The organism is Pseudoselenomonas caprae (genome assembly GCF_008271345.1).
GTDB classification, from domain to species: domain Bacteria; phylum Bacillota; class Negativicutes; order Selenomonadales; family Selenomonadaceae; genus Selenomonas_A; species Selenomonas_A caprae.
In genome coordinates, this window is sequence record NZ_VTOZ01000037.1 from 12,921 (window position 1) to 29,354 (window position 16,434).

A 16,434-nucleotide genomic window follows, 5' to 3' on the forward strand; every position below is an offset into this window, starting at 1 on the left:
AATGAGATTCCGCAAAGTATGCAGTATGTTTTTGAGCGCTGTGATGCTGGCATCGTCCATGAGCATGGCTGCCGCTGCAACGCCGGCCACGGTACAGGACAAGCTGGCTATGATTGAGAAGGATACCTACGGGGTCGAGCAGACGGGGGCTATCACGGAGCGCATCAATAAGCTTGAGCGTGACTACAACGGTGCCCATCGCTCGGGCAGCATGATGGCCCGTGTCGATGCCATCTACCATGACCTCTACACCAATGGTTCATCGCCGTCGACCCTTGCGGAGCTCAATGCTATCGAGTGGAATATCGATCATGAGGTCAGCATGAATCCGGTCGAGAAACGCGTGGCGGATATGGAGATGTCCATCAATGGTAAGACGTCAGAGGGCACCTATGACCAGCGCATCAAATCCCTGGCGAAGCTGTCCTTCGGCTCTGAGACGCTGCCTGTTGAGCAGGTCAATGTGCCGGCCAATACGCTCATCAAGGTGGCACTGGTCGATCCGGTCAACGCCAAGAACCTCAAGGCAGGCGACATCGTCCGCTTCAAGGTAGCCCAGGATGTCATCGTGAGCGATCATCTGGTATTTGCCAAGGGAGCACCGGGCGAAGGCAAGGTGCAGAAGGTAGAGCAGGCCAAGAACTTCGGCCGCAATGCTGAGGTGAAGATCGACTTCTACAAGACCAAGGCCATCGAAGGCACGGATGTGGAAACGCTGCTGGGGGCTGAGGCCGAAAAAGAGATGAAGAATCTGGCCATGGCTGCGGGCGCAAGTCTCGCTGGCATGGTGATCCTTGGACCCATCGGCATTATCGGCGGTGCCTTCGTCAAGGGGAAGAATGTTGATTTGCCAGAAGGCACGGAGTTCTACATCCAGACGAAGACGGATAATATGCTCTATGGTGTAGTTACGACGCAGGCTGAGTAAAACAAACAAACCGAATATTGTTGTGCAGGGGGTTGTGAGATATGAGGTATCATTTTTCCACAGCCCCTGTTTGATGTTCTGCCATAAGGGCCGTATATTGCGCAATGGGTATATATGGTATAATATTAGAGTAATGTGATAAAGTTAAGAAATCTTGCAGAAGGAGCGCCTTTTGATGAATAGAAACAGGAAGATACTGGCTGGAATGGTGTCTGCGGCTGTGATGATGCCGGGAATGGTTCAGGCGGCGACGTATCAATCAAACTCGGATACTGGTGTGCAGGCTCTCGATTATATTGAGAATCAGCGCCGGCTGGAGCGCGAGAATCGTTTGACTGAAGAGCAGATTAAGTTAATTAACGATGCTAAGGCAATGGAAAGTCATTTGCGCCAGCCGTTAGATAAGACAAAGCCGATGCCGGTGGCTTTTGAGGGCGAAGAGCTGACTTATGATGAACGTGATGGCAGCTTTATTGCCAAAGGTAAAGTGGATATCCTGCAGCTGGATGCACATCGTTTTCAGGGTGAGGAAGTTACGGGAAATACGAAGACACAGGATGTGTATGTTCCTGATAAGGCGCATATGCTGCAAATGACACCGGGGCAGATGCGGGTGACCTTGGATGGCTACAAGGCGCACTATAACTACGGTAAAAAAACCGGCTCAATGGAAAATGGTAAAGGTAAGGCCGATCATCATTATATCGCTGGCAAACGATTTGAATTTTATCCAGATCGTATGGTGGTTTTTGATGGCACGGATACAAAATGCGGGGCTAAAAAACCAGATTACCATATTAGCGCAGAGAAGATGACGATCTATCCAAATGATAAGATTGTGTTTGAAAATATGAAATTCTGGCTCAAGGGCAAGGTTCTGTTCAAGCGCAAGCATTATGAAAGTAAGCTCGGGGCAAATGAGGCGGGAAACTACCTGCCATCGATTGGCTACGACAGCGACGATGGCGTTACGGTAAGCTGGGGGCTTAGCCAACCGGTAGCCAAGAAGGTGACGCTCAACGAGGAGCTGCGCGTTACGACAAAGCAAGGCTGGCGCAGCAATTACAACCTGACTTGGGCAAATCAATCGATGTCTACGCGTCTTGTGTATGGACATTTTGAAGATGGCAATAATCATTGGATTAAGAAGGAACCGTCGCTTATCTGGGCTTATGGTCATAAGATTGGTAAGTCGCATCTGAATTATAGCCTTAACACGGAGTATGGACGTTGGTATAACAATGGTATTCACAGTAATCATGGGTACTATGGGGTAGGCCTCAGTCATGATCCCATCAAATTCAATCGTTATACCCTCTATCTCAGTACGGGATATGGCATCACGACGGAGTCATATAATCATTCCCGCGTTAATGGCTGGTCCTTTGACTCAGTCTTGACGAAAGACTTTAACGAGCGGTGGGCCGCATATATGGGATACCATTATAGCAAGAGTACGACCCAGAATTCCTTGTTTAGTTATGGCAAGGAGAACTTTGCTAAGCGGCTGGAGATGGGCTTTAGTTATCGGATGACGGATCGGGACCGCTTCGTTATTGGCTCACGTTATGATCTGGATGGCAAAAAATGGGCGAATGTTGATTATTATTGGTATCATGATATGCATTGTTCGCAGGTTATTTTGCGCTACCGTTCAATGACGAATCAATGGAAGGTATCCTGGCAGTTTACCCCGTGGTAATTGCCTGTCCGAATATAGACATTCGAAGAAGGTTGAATTATGAAGAAAGAACTGGCACCAATCATAGAGGAGATCCAGGGGCAGAATATACTGGTCATCGGTGATATGGTGGCCGATATCTATCTTGACGGTCGCATCTCGCGCATCTCGCGCGAGGCACCGGTGCTCGTGCTGGAGCAGGCTGGCGAGAAGATCATCGCAGGCGGGGCGGCCAATGTGGTCAACAACGTGGCGACACTTGGCGGCAATGCCTTTGCTGTGGGGCTGGTCGGGCTTGACAATGCGGCCCGCGGGCTCAAAGAAGCGCTGGAGAGAAACGGGGTGCATACGGATGGCTTGTTCTGTGACGAGAAGCGTCCGACCATCTCGAAGACGCGGGTCATCGCGGGCGGTCGGGCTACGGTCAGCCAGCAGATCGTGCGTATCGACAAGGAGAGCCATGAGCCGATGGCACCAGCCTTTGAGTCGCAGATCATGCAGTATGTGAAGTCCCTGCTGCCCAAAATCAAGGGAATCGTCCTTAGTGATTACGGCTCCGGGACAGTCACGCCGAAGCTTTCGCAGCAGCTTATCAGCTGGTGTCGTGCACATGGCATCCCGAGCATGGTGGATTCGCGTTATGATATCCATCGCTTCAAAGGCATCGGCTATGTCAAGCAGAACGATGCTGAGCTTGCGGCGGCCGTCGGCAGGGAGCTGGCGACTGAGGAGGATATCTATGCGGCGGGGCAGGAGCTCCTGGAGGAGCTGCAGGCCGATGGTGTCCTCGTGACGCGGGGCGAGTATGGCATGGTGCTGCTGGAAAAAGATGGTGCGATCCATAACATCCCCGTGTCCGATAAGAGCGAGGTCTTTGATGTATCGGGCGCTGGCGATACCTGCGTAGCGACGGTCATCCTGGCCTTGGCTGCTGGTGTCGATCCCGCCCGGGCGGCCGAGCTTTCCAACGTTGCCAGCGGCATCGCTGTGCGCAAGCTGGGCACGGCCACCGTCAGCAAGGCTGAGCTGGCCGCTGTATTAGGAAAATGAAGAGGGAACGAAATGCTGATAGATCCGAATGATATTGCTGCTTTCTGTGAAGTGCTGCGCAAGGGCGGCCAGAAGGTCGTGTTCACCAACGGCTGTTTTGACATCCTGCATGCCGGACATGTGACGTATCTGGAGAAGGCACGCTCCTTTGGCGACTGCCTGGTGCTCGGGCTCAATACCGATGCATCGGTGCGCGCCAATAAGGGGCCGACGCGGCCCATCAACAGTGAACTCGACCGCGCCAAGGTTGTCGGTGCGCTCAAGGCGGTGGATTATGTGGTACTCTTTGGCGAGCAGACTGCCGAAGCCCTGATTGCCAAGGTGAAGCCGGATATCTATGTCAAAGGCGGCGACTATACGCTGGAAACGCTGCCCGAGGCGAAGATCGTGCAGAGCTATGGCGGCCGGGTCGAGTTTGTCCAGATGGTCGCAGGCCGCTCGACAAGCAATGTGATCCGCAAGATCCAGCAGGGAGAGAACGAGTAAGGACGTTGTTATGAAGAATATACTTGTAGTGAAGCTCAGCGCCATTGGGGACGTCATCCATGCGCTGCCGGTTTCCTATGCCATCAAGGAAACGTATCCCGACGCGCATCTGACCTGGGTGGTCGAGCCGCCGGCTTATGACCTGTTGACGATGAATCCCTATATCGATGAGATCATCGTCTTTGAAAAGAAGAAATTCAAATCCATCGGCGGCTTCCTAGGCAACTATGGGCCGCTCAAGCGCAAGATCCAGCAGCGCCGCTATGATGCGGTGCTGGACTTGCAGGGGCTGTTCAAGTCGGCGGCTATCGCGCGCCTTGGTCAGGCACCGGTGAAGCTTGGCATGTGCAACATGCGCGAGCTCAGCGACAAGATCTCTAAGCCTGTCATCGGCCCTAATGCCAATGGGCACATTGTCGAGCGGTATCTCGACGTCGCACGGGCCATTGGCTGCCGTGTCGATCAGGTGCGGTTCCCGCTGGAGGTGCCCGAACGCGAAGCAGAGCTCACGCAGCGGATCTTCAGCCAGGCGGGGGCGAATATGGGCAATCCTTATGTGGTGTTTGCCATCGGTGCCAACTGGCCGAACAAGCGCTGGCCGGTGGAGAGCTTTGCGGAGCTTTCCGACTGGCTCTATGATCGGCGCTTGATTCCCGTCCTCGTGGGCGGCGGTGTCGTCGATGAGCAGCGGGCTGCTGAGATCTGTGCGCAGACGGAAATCCCGCCTATCGATCTTGTAGGCCGCACGAATTTCAAGCAGCTCACCTATATCCTGCAGAATGCCCAGCTCGTCATCGGCGGCGATACGGGTCCGGTGCATCTTTCGGCCGGCGTCGGCACGAAGACCATCATGCTGATGGGGCCGACGGATGCGAACCGCAATGGCCCGTACGGGCAGATGGAAAATGCCATTGAGGTTGACCGTACCTGCAGATACTGCTGGAAACGCGCCTGCCCGAAGAAGCTCGACTGCCTGGCAAACATCCAGATTCAACAGGTAGAGCAGAAAGTTGGGGAACTGCTGCACATATGACAACGTATAACAATATTCTCGTAATCAATCTCATGCATATCGGCGATCTGATGCTGGCGACGCCGGTCCTGCGCACTTTGCGCACGAACTATCCGGAGGCCCGCATCAGCCTGCTCGCGGACAAGAAGCTCCGCGATCTCGTCGAGCAGAATGAATATATTGACGAATGCCTGCTTATCGACAAGAAGGGCAAGGACGACCATTTCGGCTCGCTGTTCCGGTTCATCTGGGGACTGCGGCAGAAGAAATACGATCTGGTCATCAACCTGCACCGCAACGAGCGTGCCTCGGCGATTGCGGCGTTTTCTGGTGCCAAGCGCATTGTCGGCTACAGCAAGCCAGGCTTTTCGCTGTTTTTTGACAAGGTCATGCAGAATCCGTCAGTGGCGCATCATATCGGGCGGGGGCCGTTCCATATGTTTCCGCCGCATAGATATGTGCCGGGGTGGAAGCATCAGGTGCATGCGCATCTGGAAGTCCTGAAAGAGGCCGTAGGCGTAGAGAAAATCGATGATGGCGGCCTTGAGATGTGGCTGCCCGAGGCGGCCGAGCAGGAGGCGGAGTCCCTTTGGCAGCAGCATTTTGCGCCTGAGGACAAGGTCATTGCCTTCAACATCGGTGCGAGCTGGCCGACCAAGCGCTGGCTGGACAGCTATTTTGCCGAGTGTGCCGATGCGCTCATTGGCCGTGGCTATCAGGTGGCTTTCTTTGGCGGCCCGATGGATCTATCCATTGTCGAGAAATGCATCGCGCAGATGGCGCAGAAGGACAGCGGCAAGCTGCATGTGTTTACGGGCAAGGTGAGCCTTTCCGTACTGGCAGGGCTGCTCAAGCGCTGCTGCTTGTTCCTGACGACGGATTCAGGCCCGATGCATGTTGGTGTAGCTATGAATGTCCCGATCGTCACGATGTTTGGTGCGAGCCCTGTGCCGGGCTTCTATCCCTACGATGCCAAGGATGTGCTCGTCAAGGCACCTGTGGCCTGCCATCCCTGCGGCATCCATGAATGCCCGCATGCCGGGGAGGAGAACCTCGCCTGCATGAAGAAGATCACGCCAGCCGTCGTCATGGAACAGGTCGATGCGCTGCTCGAGAAATACCAAGGGGTTCCAGCGTATCAGCTGCCCGCACATTATGGGGACTATGAGTGCCAGGTGGTGGAAGCCTAGCCGGGCGGTCAAGGAAGGAGAATCCGCGAATGGATAAGCAAGCGATGCATGATTTCATTGCCAACGGCACGGCAGGCTGCCGTCTTCTCGTCGTGGGCGATGTCATGCTGGATAAATATTTCTATGGTGAGGTCACGCGCATCTCGCCGGAGGCACCGGTGCCGATCACGCATGTGCTGTCTTCGAAGGAGACGCTGGGTGGTGCGGCCAATGTGGCGCATAATCTGGCACTTCTGGGCTGTGCGACGGATATCGCTGGTTTTGTCGGCGAGGATTACCATTGCCAGAGCCTGCTCGATAAATTCACCGAGCGCGGCATCAGCTACAATGGCCTCATCCGTACCGACCGGCCGACGACGACCAAGCTCAGGATCATCGGCGGCCATCAGCAGATGATGCGCCTGGACTTCGAGGAGGCCGAGCCGGTCGAGGGCCCGTATGCTGACCGGCTGCAGGGCTATGTGCAGGCGGCGCTCGCGCAGGGCGCGGATGCCATCATCATCTCGGACTACGGCAAGGGCTGCTGCACGCCGGCAACCTGCCAGGCAATCATCCAGGCGGCGCACGAGCACCAGGTTCCCGTCATCATCGACCCGAAGGGCAGTGACTGGGATAAATATGCTGGTGCGGACTATATCACGCCGAACCTCAAGGAAATCAACGAGATCCTGCCTGCGCGCATCAAGAACGAAGATGAAGCCGTCGAGAAGGCGGCGCGCTATGCGATGGAAAGATATCAGCTCAAGAACATCATCGTGACACGTTCGGAGAACGGCATGACGCTGGTGACGCCGCAGGAAATCACCCATATCCCGACGAAGGCGCAGGAGGTCTACGATGTCTCGGGCGCCGGCGATACGGTCATCGCGGTCTTTGCCTTGGGGCTGGCCGGGGGGCTGGCACCTGTCTGCAGCGCCCGGATGGCCAATCTGGCCGCCAGCGTGGTCGTCGCCAAGCTGGGAACCTATGCGATAAGCAGGGAAGAGCTGCTTGAAGTCTTGCAGTAAGACGTGTTCTGGAATAGGAGGAAACATACCATGATCATTGTAACCGGAGGCGCCGGTTTTATCGGCAGCAATATCGTTAAGGAACTCAACCGCCGTGGCCGCACGGATATCCTTATCGTCGACGATCTGAAAGATGGTGCGAACTACAAGAACCTGCGTGGTCTGCAGTTCATCGATTACCAGCATAAGGACGATTTCCTGCAGAGCATCGAGGAGGACGACTTCGACGGCACGGACATCGATGCCGTATTCCATGAGGGCGCTTGCTCCGATACGATGGAGTACGACGTTAACTTCATGATGCGCGTCAACTACGAATACTCGAAGTCCCTGCTGCACTTCTGCCTGCAGCATCGCATCCCGTTCCTCTATGCGTCGTCGGCATCGACTTATGGCAGCGGCAAGAATGGGTTCCGCGAGGGCGATGAGTGCGAGGATGCACTGAATCCGTATGCTTTCTCGAAGCTGGCCTTTGACCGCTATGTGCGCCAGGTCATGCCGGAGGCCAAGAGCCAGATCGTCGGCCTCAAGTATTTCAACGTCTATGGCCCGCAGGAGCATCATAAGGGCAAGATGGCATCCATCTTCTATCAGCTCTACAACCAGATCAACGAGTCGGGCAAAGTCCGCCTGTTCAAGGGCTGGGGCGATATCAATGGCACGCCGGTCAAAGATGGCGAGCAGCGCCGTGACTTCGTCTATGTCAAAGACGTGGTGAATGTCAACCTCTGGTTCTGGGAGAACAAGGGGAAGAGCGGCATCTATAACTGCGGCACGGGCCATGACCACAGCTACAACGAAGTGGCACAGGCTGTCATCGCCGCGATGGGCAAAGGGGAGATCACCTACCGTGAATTCCCGGAAGTGCTCAAGGGCAAATACCAGAACTACACGGAAGCTGATCCGACGAACTTGCTGGCCGCTGGCTATGACGAGGGCTTCCATGAGATGAGCGATGCGGTAAAAGAATATGTCGGGTTCCTGGATGCAGGTGGATATTTTGTCTACGGCAAATAAGAAGGCTGTCTTCTTCGACCGCGACGGTACGCTCAATGTCGATATCCACTACCTGCACCGTCCGGAGGATTTCGTCTGGATCGAGGGGGCCAGGGAGGCCATCAAGTACGTCAACGACTTGGGGTACCTTGCAATCCTCGTCACGAATCAGAGCGGTGTGGCGCGCGGCTACTATCCCGAAGAAGACGTGAAGAAGGTCTATGACTGGATGAATGAGGAATTAGCCCAGGTTGGAGCGCATCTTGATGCGCTCTATTTCTGTCCGCACCATCCGGCGGGGAAAATCCCGCAGTATACCAAGGAATGTGCCTGCCGCAAGCCGCAGACGGGCATGGTGGACAAGGCCTGCCAAGACTATGCGATCGACCGCGGCCAGTCCTTCTTTGTCGGCGACAGCGATGGCGACATGGCGTGCGCGCAGCGGGCGGGGCTTACCGGCATACGCTATACGGCAGGCAGCTTGCTGGACTGCCTGCAGGACATTATCCATTGATAAAAGTCCATGGACAGCACAGGAATTTATTTGCGGGCAGCGAATAGTATTCCGTAGAAAATAGAATGTTAGGGGAGGGATACTTGTGACCCTTTTTTGGCTGGCCGTGCTGCCGATACTCTGGTTGATATTGGCGCTTTCCGGCCTGAAAATGGCGGCCTGGAAGGCCTGCCCTGTGGCGCTTTTCCTGTCACTGGTGGTAAGCATCATGAATTTCGGCATGCCTTGGGATTACATGGCCAGTGCCGTGCTTGAAGGCACGGCACTGGCGTGTTGGCCGATACTTCTTATCATCACAGCGACTATCTATACATATCATCTATCGGTACATACGGGGGGCATGGAGCGCATCAAGGCCATGCTCACCTCGGTCAGCAGCGACTATCGCGTGCTGATCCTGCTCATCGCCTTTGGCTTTGGCGGTTTCCTTGAGGGAATGGCGGGCTTCGGTACGGCCGTGGCGATCCCGGCCAGCATGCTCGCGGGCATGGGCATCAATCCCGTAAGTGCCGTGGCCGTCTGTCTGGTGGCTAACTTCGTGCCATCGGCTTATGGCTCGATTGGCATTCCGCTGGTTACCTTGTCGGGCATCATGGGGACAGATCCTGCCCAGCTGGCTACCTATGTGGCGCTGCAGATCAGCATCCTGGGCATTTTCTGCCCCTTCCTGATGGTGGCGATTGCTGGCGGTGGCTGGCGGGCTATCCGCGGCATGGTGCCTATCTGTCTGGCAGCTGGCGTCGGCTATGTCGCGGCCCAGCTCGTCGTATCGTATTTCCTGGGGCCCGAGCTGGCGGGCGTCGCGGGGGCTGTCTGCACCATGGGAGCCATCATGGCTGCCGTGCGGTTCTTTCCCCCGCAGGATTTTGCCTATGTGCTGCAGCGGGAGGAAGCGCCAGCCGTCAACCGCCGGCAGGCGTTCTTTGCCTGGCTGCCCTTTGTGCTGATCTTCATCCTGCTGCTCCTGACCAGCAAGCTGGTGCCGATGATCTATGATTCGATTTCGCAGATCCGCACGTCAGTGCTCATCTACAAGGGGGATGGCGGCAGTCCCTATACCTTCCACTGGGTTGCGACGCCGGGCATGGTGATTTTCTTTGCCACGTTCCTGAGCGGCTTCATCCAGCGGACGCCCCTGGGCGACATGCTGCAGGTCCTGCGCAAGACGGTGTCCAGCCTGCGGCCGACCTTTGTGACGATCATCAGCATCATCGCCACGGCCAAGGTCATGGGCTACAGCGGCATGACAACGACCATCGCTGACCATACCGTGGCAGCTACGGGCGTCATGTATCCGGCTATCGCCGCCTTCATCGGCTCGGTGGGCGGTTTTATCACAGGATCGGCAACGTCCACCTGCATCCTTTTAGGCAAGCTCCAGATGGATGCGGCCGTGGCCATCGGGGCCTCCGAGAACACACAGGTCTGGATAGCTGCGGCCAATGCCACGGGCGCCTGTGCGGGAAAGATCATCGCCCCGCAGAGCATCGCCATCGGCGTCGCGGCCATCGGCGTCGCCGGCAAAGGCAGCGAGAGCCATCTGCTGGCCTTGGCGATGAAGATATATCTGCCCTTCATCCTGTTGTTGGGGTGCTTGGTATATATGGGCCGGGTCTGGTTATGAATCAGAGAAACGCTCCATCGGATGATGGAGCGTTTTTTGGTGGTGGGAGCTTTAATGGATCGGTGATGACGCTGGATTATGGATAGAGCATTTTTTATGGTGTTATGATATAATGATTTTTTAGGGAGTATTGAAGTAGGGAGCGACGGCAGGCATGCGTATAGCAATATTTGAAAATATCATGACACCAGGTGGTCATGAAGTAGATTTTAATCGGATTTTGGTGGAAGAATTCCGGCAACAAGGTCATGAAGTCTTTTTTTATGTGCCGGAGGGATTTCACTTCAGCATGGATTATCATGTGCCGGTACATGAATTGCAGGGTAGCGTGGTATCGTATAGTGGCGTGACTGGGGTCAGAAAGCTGATGCGTACGATAAAACGTGAGCTTCACCGCATGAGTTGGTATCGTCAGTTATACGAAGCTGCAAAACGGGGCGAAATGGATGCAATCATTGTTCCAACCTCAACGTATCGTTATTTGCGTGCCATAGCGAAAAGTGTGCTCCGTCATTCGCCAGTGCCGATTATATTTATCCTGCATGGCATTAATCCGGGTGAAGCTCCCAAGTTTCTCAAGGCGGCGAAGAAACTGGAAGCCTGCCCGAATATACGTCCGACGGTATTGACGTTTACGGAAGATATATTCGGGGAAAAGCGGGATAATATCCGTACGATTTATCCGCCGACATTTGTTCCGCGAGATATCGAGAGGAAGTCAATGGCTTCGCCGGTTAGCGCAGGACGACCACTTACTATTGGCTTTTTCGGGCAATACCGGCGTGAAAAGCGGTTGGAAGACTTTTTGGAGGTATATTTGCAGGGCAATTATACGCGGCCGGTCAGGCTGCTGGTTCAGGGGGCAACGATGCACCCTGAAGATGCAGCGGACTTTGAACGGATTATCAAGAAGTACAGTGGATATGACGGGATAGAGTTCCTGCACAAGGGGCTTATTGGTGCTGAATGGCAGCAGGCAATCATGGATATTGATGCTTTGCTCATGCCGTACTCGGCACCGCGCTATCGTTATCATTGGGGCGGAATGTTGTTTACTGCGATTGGCTTCCAGAAACCTGTGGTGGCTAGTGATGATATGAATCCAGAAGTGTTCGCTGCGTTCCAGATCGGCTTATTGTTTAAGAGTGGGGATATGGAATCTCTGCGTGAGACCTTGGAACGGTTTATCAATACATATGATGAGAGGTCAGCTGGATATGTGAGGGATTTGCAAAAAGCGGCCGCTCTGTATTCGCCAGCATCGTTTGTACAGCGCTTGGAAGAGATTTTCAAGGAGCAAAGGAGTATATGATGTCAGCCAGAATAGCGGTAGTGATATTGACGTACAATGAAGAAGAAAATATTCAGGCGTGTATTGAAAGTGTGGATTTTGCCGATGAGATTATTCTTATCGATTCGGGGAGTGAAGATGGAACGTGCCGCTTGGCAGAATCTTTAGGTGCAAGAGTTGTTTCGCATCCGATGGTGGACAACGGATTCGCTGGGCAGCGTAACTTTGCACTGCAGCAGACGGAAGCAGAGTGGGTTTTGTATCTTGATGCAGACGAAAGGATAACGCCAAAGCTGGCGAAGGAAATTTCTGCGCATATCCATGGAGCGCCCCAGAGGGCTGCTGCTATCAAGCGCGAAAGCGTAGTAATGGGGCAAGTGATGCGTCATGGTGTTTATCGTCCTGATTATGTGGTCCGGTTGTTTCCGCGGACGATGGTTTTGTGGGAAGGTGTCGTTCATGAGCGGGCGGTTACGGAGTTACCCGTTGTTCGCTTGAAAGCTGCAGCACATCATGAGTGTCTGACCTCATGGGAACAATATTTTGCTAAGTTTGATCGTTATACGACGCTTATGGCTGAGAAAATGCAGCAAAAGGGGACGTATACGAACGGCGTTCTTATGCATTTTCATGCTGGTTTTGCTTTTTTGCAGATGTATTTATTGAAGCTAGGCTTTTTAGATGGCTGGTTAGGATTTATTCTTTGCCAATATCATTATTTTTATACGTTGACCAAGTATACGAAGTTACTTGAGCTGCAGCGTAAGAGCAGAAGAGATACGTAGTCGAAGAGGGGAATCATGATAACAGATCTTATTCATCTAGGAAAGAAAATATACAATACGGATAATCTGCGTGAGGCACATCGGTTCGTTGTTTTTGTTGTACGTGCTATCTTGCATTATCCAGCGATTGCGGAACTTATGAAGTACTTTGAAAAGGATGAACTTCATCGCCGTATTTTCGCGCGCAATCCATTTCCGGTTGAGCAGATTACGAGAGCCTTTTTTTACAAGGGGTCCACGCTGGATGAACGCAGCAGGATTGTTCGCTCACATTATGACTATCTGCAGTCAATCCTGCAGGATAAATGGGCAGAAGAGTTGTCGTTGGATCAAGGCTATACTATTTGGCAGTCGGAAGATATGGGGGAGGATTGGCTGGCAGAGCTTCGCTTTGAAACTGGTCAGCGAAAAGAGGGGCTGCTTTCCGTGGAAATGAAATGGCAACAGCAGCATTTATACCAGATTATGTTTTGGATCTCTCCAGATCAAAATGGAGAGATGAGTATGTGGATAGGGGCGCTGCAGGGACCAAATATGGAAAATGCGCGCGATGTCGTGAAAGAAGTGACTAAGCTGTCCCATCGCTATCGGACGAAGAACTTGATTTTGTATATGGTGATGGCCGTTGCACGGTCGCTGCAGTTGAAACATATATATGCGGTGTCGAATGAAGGCTATTATGCGAATAATCATGTTCGCCGGGATCGGAAGTTAAAAACGGATTTTGGAGCTTTCTGGGTTGAGGCCGGTGGGCATGAAACTGAAGATAAACGGTTCTATGAGTTGCCTTTGGTGGAACCTCGCAAGACTATGGAGGAAGTACCTACACGAAAAAGGGCGGTATATCGCAAACGCTTCGAGTTCCAAGATGATGTTGACCGGCAGATAGAGCTCCGTATGCAGGAGATATTGAAATAAGGATGAGAGAGGATTAATTTTGCGTATTCTGTTAGCAAATTTTACGGCGATGGTTGATGATGCTGGAGGCTTATCTAAAGTAACTTGTGCTTTTGCTGACGCAATGGCAAAGCGGGGGCATGAAGTAACCATTGTGTATAGCGATGACAAAGAGGGGCAATTTTTTTTCCCTGTGGATCAAGCGGTGGTTTCTTATAATCTGCGGCATTATCAAGGGAATGATATAGTGTTTCCGATTTATTACAAGGTTCTGCGGGAATTCGTAAGACCCTTTTCAAAAAAACTTGCCAAACGGGTCAATAATTACTTTGTCACCAAGAACCTGCTGGGATATCTGCAGGATATCTTGGCGAAAAATAAGCCTGAGGTAATTGTGGCGTTCCAGCCAGCTGCCAGCAAACATTTTATCCTGGATTTGAAGTCGGATATTCCTATTGTTACCATGTCACATGGTGACCCTGAGGACTATTTCCATAATTATCCCGCTGCGGAGCAGGAGGCTGTTGCAAGGAGCACGGCTTGCCAGGTGCTATTACCTGATTTTGTTCGTGCGATTAAATCGCGTTATCCCGCTACGCCGGTAGAGGTTATTGGGAATGTGGTACCACAATATGAGCGTCAGGCAGATTTGTTGCAGAAGAAGCGAGAGTATAAAATAATTTTTATCGGTCAGCTGGTAAAGACGATAAAACGTCCTCATTTACTGATTAAGGCCTTTGTTAAGCTTGCAGCCAAGTATCCGGAGTGGAAGCTTGAGATATGGGGGGCCGAAAACAAGCGGAGTTATAGGAAATATCTGCAAAAGCTTATCGATGTGGCGGGACTGAGTCAACAGATTGCGATAAAGGGAACGACGCATGATGTGGAACATGTATTGTATCAAGGCGATATTGTTGTGTTGCCAAGCTCCGGGGAGGGGTTTGGCTTGACTGCAGCCGAGGGGATGAGTATGGGGCTTCCGGCAGTAGGCTACAAAAGATGTACTGGCCTTGCAGGGCTTATCGATGATGGTAAGACGGGATTTCTTTGTGAGGATGGTGTGGATCCTTTGGCCGAGAAATTGGACCTGTTGATGGCGAATAAAAAAATGCGTGCAGAGATGGGGCAGATGGCACGTAAGGCGATGGGGATATATTCTGCGGATATCATCTGGAAAAAGTGGGAAGATTTGTTGGAGAGAATCGTAAGTGGAGACGCGTATAATGGAAAATAAATATTATCAGTATATGTACTATATTATGGTACTGTTTGCGCTGGCATCAAATATTGCACCGGCAGCAACATCTGTCGCCATCGTTTTGGGATCGATATTGGTCGTTTATCATCGTGTAACTTTAAAAAAATGGCCAGAATTTGATGCAGGGTTTCTTAAAGCTTTTGGCATATACTTTTTAGTGTGGTTTGTTATCGCGTTAAATTCGTTGGACGTTGTTGTCAGCATCAAGGATGTTTTTGCGACATTTTATCGGATATTCCCGTTGTTTTTTGTCATGACCTGTATCCGTGAGAAAAAACAATTGAAAAATATCCTGATAGCTTTTGCCGTTTCCGTAATTATTACGGATATTGCGGCAACCTGGCAGGTGTTACACCATATTACCCGGCCCCAGGGATTGAGCAGTGTTGCGACTGTCTTTGGTACTAATATGCTGATGGCAATCGCGGTAATGGGCGCTGCTGCTGCTGACAATAGTTTTTCCAAGCGTTGCCGGGCATTTTTCTTGGCCACGATGTTTTACGCTTTTTTTATTTTGATTGCTACTCAGACGCGTGGCGCCTGGATTGGCTTTGCGTTCATGGCTTGCCTGGTTGTCCTGCTCTATCCGATGAATCGTAAACGAGTTTTGGGTGGATTGGCGGGTCTGTTAGTCGTCATAGCACTGATCTTTGGCATGAGTTCTAGCATGCAGGCACGCGTTAACACGATCATGGATCTCAAATACCAGTCGAATTCTGAACGTTTGCTGATGTGGCAGTCTTCCTGGGAAATAATTAAGGATTATCCGGTTTGGGGCATTGGACCAGATGAATTCAAGCTGGTATATAATACGCGCTATATTTCTCCGCTGGCGAAGGAACGTCCGATTCCAGGCGATCCGGACACAGGCCATGGTCATCCACATAACAACTTTTTGAAACGCTTGACGGAAGGCGGTATTGTAGGCGGCATGGCGTTCCTGCTGCTGAATATCTATATTTTTGTACGGTTGGTCAGAAGATATCGTGAATCTGTGAACAAGAAGACAATCAATTGGTTTGCCTTTGCGGGTATCATTCTTTTTGCTGGTGTCCATGTGTCTGGCTTGACCGATGCTAATTTCATATCGGTACCGATGATGCGTGAACTTTGGTTTTTGATTGGCTTAGCTATGATTGCAGATAATGTGGGGTGCAACGACTAATGTTATTTAACTCCTATGAGTTTATATTTCTCTATTTACCGATTGTATTTGTCGTTTATTTTTCTTTGGCACACTATCGTAAAACAAAGGCAGCTACTTTTTGGTTGGTAATTGCATCGATAGGATTTTACGGCTATTGGGATGTGAAGTATGTACCGTTGTTGCTTGCATCCATTGTGTTCAATTATCTTGTCGGCGCTCGCTTGGAAAAGTCGGCACATAAAAAGCGCTTTTTGGCATTTGGCATTACCTGTAATATGTTATTGCTGGGTTATTTCAAATATACGGGATTCTTTTTGGAGACGCTTAACGGCTTAACGGGAAGGGCGTATGATATTCCCAATATCATTCTGCCGCTTGGTATTTCCTTTTTTACCTTTACGCAGACTGCTTATTTGATTGATGCGTATCGGGGCGAGACCCAAGGGTATTCGTTTTTGACCTATTGCTTGTTTGTAACAATTTTTCCACATCTGATTGCGGGACCGATCATATATCATAAGAGCATGATCCCGCAGTTTTCAAGATTGCGGAACTTTGTTATAAATTA

General features: G+C 51.9%; 16 protein-coding genes. All 16 read left to right on the top strand.

What is annotated here, in order from left to right; genetic code table 11:
* Position 1: 1 nt before the first annotated feature.
* Positions 2 to 928, top strand: a complete 927-nt coding sequence (locus tag FZ041_RS13230) for a hypothetical protein (protein WP_149189895.1) — start codon at positions 2 to 4, stop codon at positions 926 to 928.
* Positions 929 to 1,103: 175 nt separating this feature from the next.
* A complete protein-coding gene (locus FZ041_RS13235; RefSeq protein WP_149189909.1) occupies positions 1,104 to 2,630 on the top strand; it encodes an LPS-assembly protein LptD in 1,527 nt (508 codons plus the stop codon).
* Positions 2,631 to 2,669: 39 nt separating this feature from the next.
* A complete protein-coding gene (locus tag FZ041_RS13240) occupies positions 2,670 to 3,659 on the top strand; it encodes a bifunctional heptose 7-phosphate kinase/heptose 1-phosphate adenyltransferase (protein WP_149189896.1) in 990 nt (329 codons plus the stop codon).
* Between the two features lie 12 nt (positions 3,660 to 3,671).
* Complete coding sequence (gene rfaE2 / locus FZ041_RS13245; RefSeq protein ID WP_075443610.1) at positions 3,672 to 4,145, top strand: D-glycero-beta-D-manno-heptose 1-phosphate adenylyltransferase; 474 nt, start codon at positions 3,672 to 3,674, stop codon at positions 4,143 to 4,145.
* 10 nt (positions 4,146 to 4,155) lie between these two features.
* Positions 4,156 to 5,178: a glycosyltransferase family 9 protein gene (locus FZ041_RS13250; protein WP_149189897.1), complete on the top strand. Its 1,023-nt coding sequence runs from the start codon at positions 4,156 to 4,158 to the stop codon at positions 5,176 to 5,178.
* Positions 5,175 to 6,347 carry a glycosyltransferase family 9 protein gene (locus FZ041_RS13255; RefSeq protein WP_149189898.1) on the top strand — a complete coding sequence of 391 codons (1,173 nt, stop codon included), beginning with the start codon at positions 5,175 to 5,177 and terminating at the stop codon, positions 6,345 to 6,347. Before FZ041_RS13250 ends, FZ041_RS13255 begins: the two co-directional genes overlap by 4 nt.
* Before the next feature lie 29 nt (positions 6,348 to 6,376).
* Positions 6,377 to 7,354, top strand: a complete 978-nt coding sequence (gene rfaE1, locus FZ041_RS13260; protein ID WP_075443614.1) for a D-glycero-beta-D-manno-heptose-7-phosphate kinase — start codon at positions 6,377 to 6,379, stop codon at positions 7,352 to 7,354.
* 30 nt (positions 7,355 to 7,384) lie between these two features.
* Positions 7,385 to 8,371, top strand: coding sequence for an ADP-glyceromanno-heptose 6-epimerase (gene rfaD / locus FZ041_RS13265; protein WP_149189899.1), 987 nt, complete (start codon positions 7,385 to 7,387; stop codon positions 8,369 to 8,371).
* Positions 8,355 to 8,864, top strand: a complete 510-nt coding sequence (locus tag FZ041_RS13270) for a D-glycero-alpha-D-manno-heptose-1,7-bisphosphate 7-phosphatase (protein WP_255449424.1) — start codon at positions 8,355 to 8,357, stop codon at positions 8,862 to 8,864. The genes rfaD and FZ041_RS13270 overlap by 17 nt, the downstream gene beginning before the upstream one ends.
* Positions 8,865 to 8,949: 85 nt before the next feature.
* Positions 8,950 to 10,488: an L-lactate permease gene (locus tag FZ041_RS13275; protein WP_149189901.1), complete on the top strand. Its 1,539-nt coding sequence runs from the start codon at positions 8,950 to 8,952 to the stop codon at positions 10,486 to 10,488.
* A 154-nt stretch (positions 10,489 to 10,642) separates the two neighbouring features.
* The gene (locus FZ041_RS13280) at positions 10,643 to 11,800 is read left to right on the top strand and encodes a glycosyltransferase (protein ID WP_149189902.1); all 1,158 of its coding nucleotides are present in this window, start codon (positions 10,643 to 10,645) and stop codon (positions 11,798 to 11,800) included.
* Positions 11,797 to 12,564: a glycosyltransferase family 2 protein gene (locus tag FZ041_RS13285; protein ID WP_369407323.1), complete on the top strand. Its 768-nt coding sequence runs from the start codon at positions 11,797 to 11,799 to the stop codon at positions 12,562 to 12,564. The genes FZ041_RS13280 and FZ041_RS13285 overlap by 4 nt, the downstream gene beginning before the upstream one ends.
* 15 nt (positions 12,565 to 12,579) lie before the next feature.
* Positions 12,580 to 13,482, top strand: coding sequence for a VirK/YbjX family protein (locus FZ041_RS13290; RefSeq protein WP_149189903.1), 903 nt, complete (start codon positions 12,580 to 12,582; stop codon positions 13,480 to 13,482).
* Positions 13,483 to 13,501: 19 nt separating this feature from the next.
* Positions 13,502 to 14,695 (top strand): glycosyltransferase, encoded by a 1,194-nt coding sequence (locus FZ041_RS13295; RefSeq protein WP_149189904.1) that lies wholly within the window; start codon positions 13,502 to 13,504, stop codon positions 14,693 to 14,695.
* Positions 14,685 to 15,884: an O-antigen ligase family protein gene (locus FZ041_RS13300; RefSeq protein ID WP_149189905.1), complete on the top strand. Its 1,200-nt coding sequence runs from the start codon at positions 14,685 to 14,687 to the stop codon at positions 15,882 to 15,884. The genes FZ041_RS13295 and FZ041_RS13300 overlap by 11 nt, the downstream gene beginning before the upstream one ends.
* On the top strand, positions 15,884 to 16,434 hold a 551-nt coding region (locus FZ041_RS13305), incomplete at its 3' end, for an MBOAT family O-acyltransferase (protein ID WP_488655848.1). The genes FZ041_RS13300 and FZ041_RS13305, both read left to right, overlap by 1 nt.

Excerpts from the sequence above, each read along its gene's own strand:
- rfaE1 (WP_075443614.1), top strand. The coding sequence starts at position 6,377 with ATGGATAAGCAAGCGATGCATGATTTCATTGCCAACGGCACGGCAGGC.
- FZ041_RS13250 (WP_149189897.1), top strand. The coding sequence starts at position 4,156 with ATGAAGAATATACTTGTAGTGAAGCTCAGCGCCATTGGGGACGTCATC.
- FZ041_RS13235 (WP_149189909.1), top strand. The coding sequence starts at position 1,104 with ATGAATAGAAACAGGAAGATACTGGCTGGAATGGTGTCTGCGGCTGTG.
- FZ041_RS13255 (WP_149189898.1), top strand. The coding sequence starts at position 5,175 with ATGACAACGTATAACAATATTCTCGTAATCAATCTCATGCATATCGGC.
- rfaE2 (WP_075443610.1), top strand. The coding sequence starts at position 3,672 with ATGCTGATAGATCCGAATGATATTGCTGCTTTCTGTGAAGTGCTGCGC.
- FZ041_RS13280 (WP_149189902.1), top strand. The coding sequence starts at position 10,643 with ATGCGTATAGCAATATTTGAAAATATCATGACACCAGGTGGTCATGAA.
- FZ041_RS13300 (WP_149189905.1), top strand. The coding sequence starts at position 14,685 with ATGGAAAATAAATATTATCAGTATATGTACTATATTATGGTACTGTTT.
- FZ041_RS13285 (WP_369407323.1), top strand. The coding sequence starts at position 11,797 with ATGATGTCAGCCAGAATAGCGGTAGTGATATTGACGTACAATGAAGAA.
- FZ041_RS13230 (WP_149189895.1), top strand. The coding sequence starts at position 2 with ATGAGATTCCGCAAAGTATGCAGTATGTTTTTGAGCGCTGTGATGCTG.
- FZ041_RS13240 (WP_149189896.1), top strand. The coding sequence starts at position 2,670 with ATGAAGAAAGAACTGGCACCAATCATAGAGGAGATCCAGGGGCAGAAT.
- FZ041_RS13290 (WP_149189903.1), top strand. The coding sequence starts at position 12,580 with ATGATAACAGATCTTATTCATCTAGGAAAGAAAATATACAATACGGAT.
- rfaD (WP_149189899.1), top strand. The coding sequence starts at position 7,385 with ATGATCATTGTAACCGGAGGCGCCGGTTTTATCGGCAGCAATATCGTT.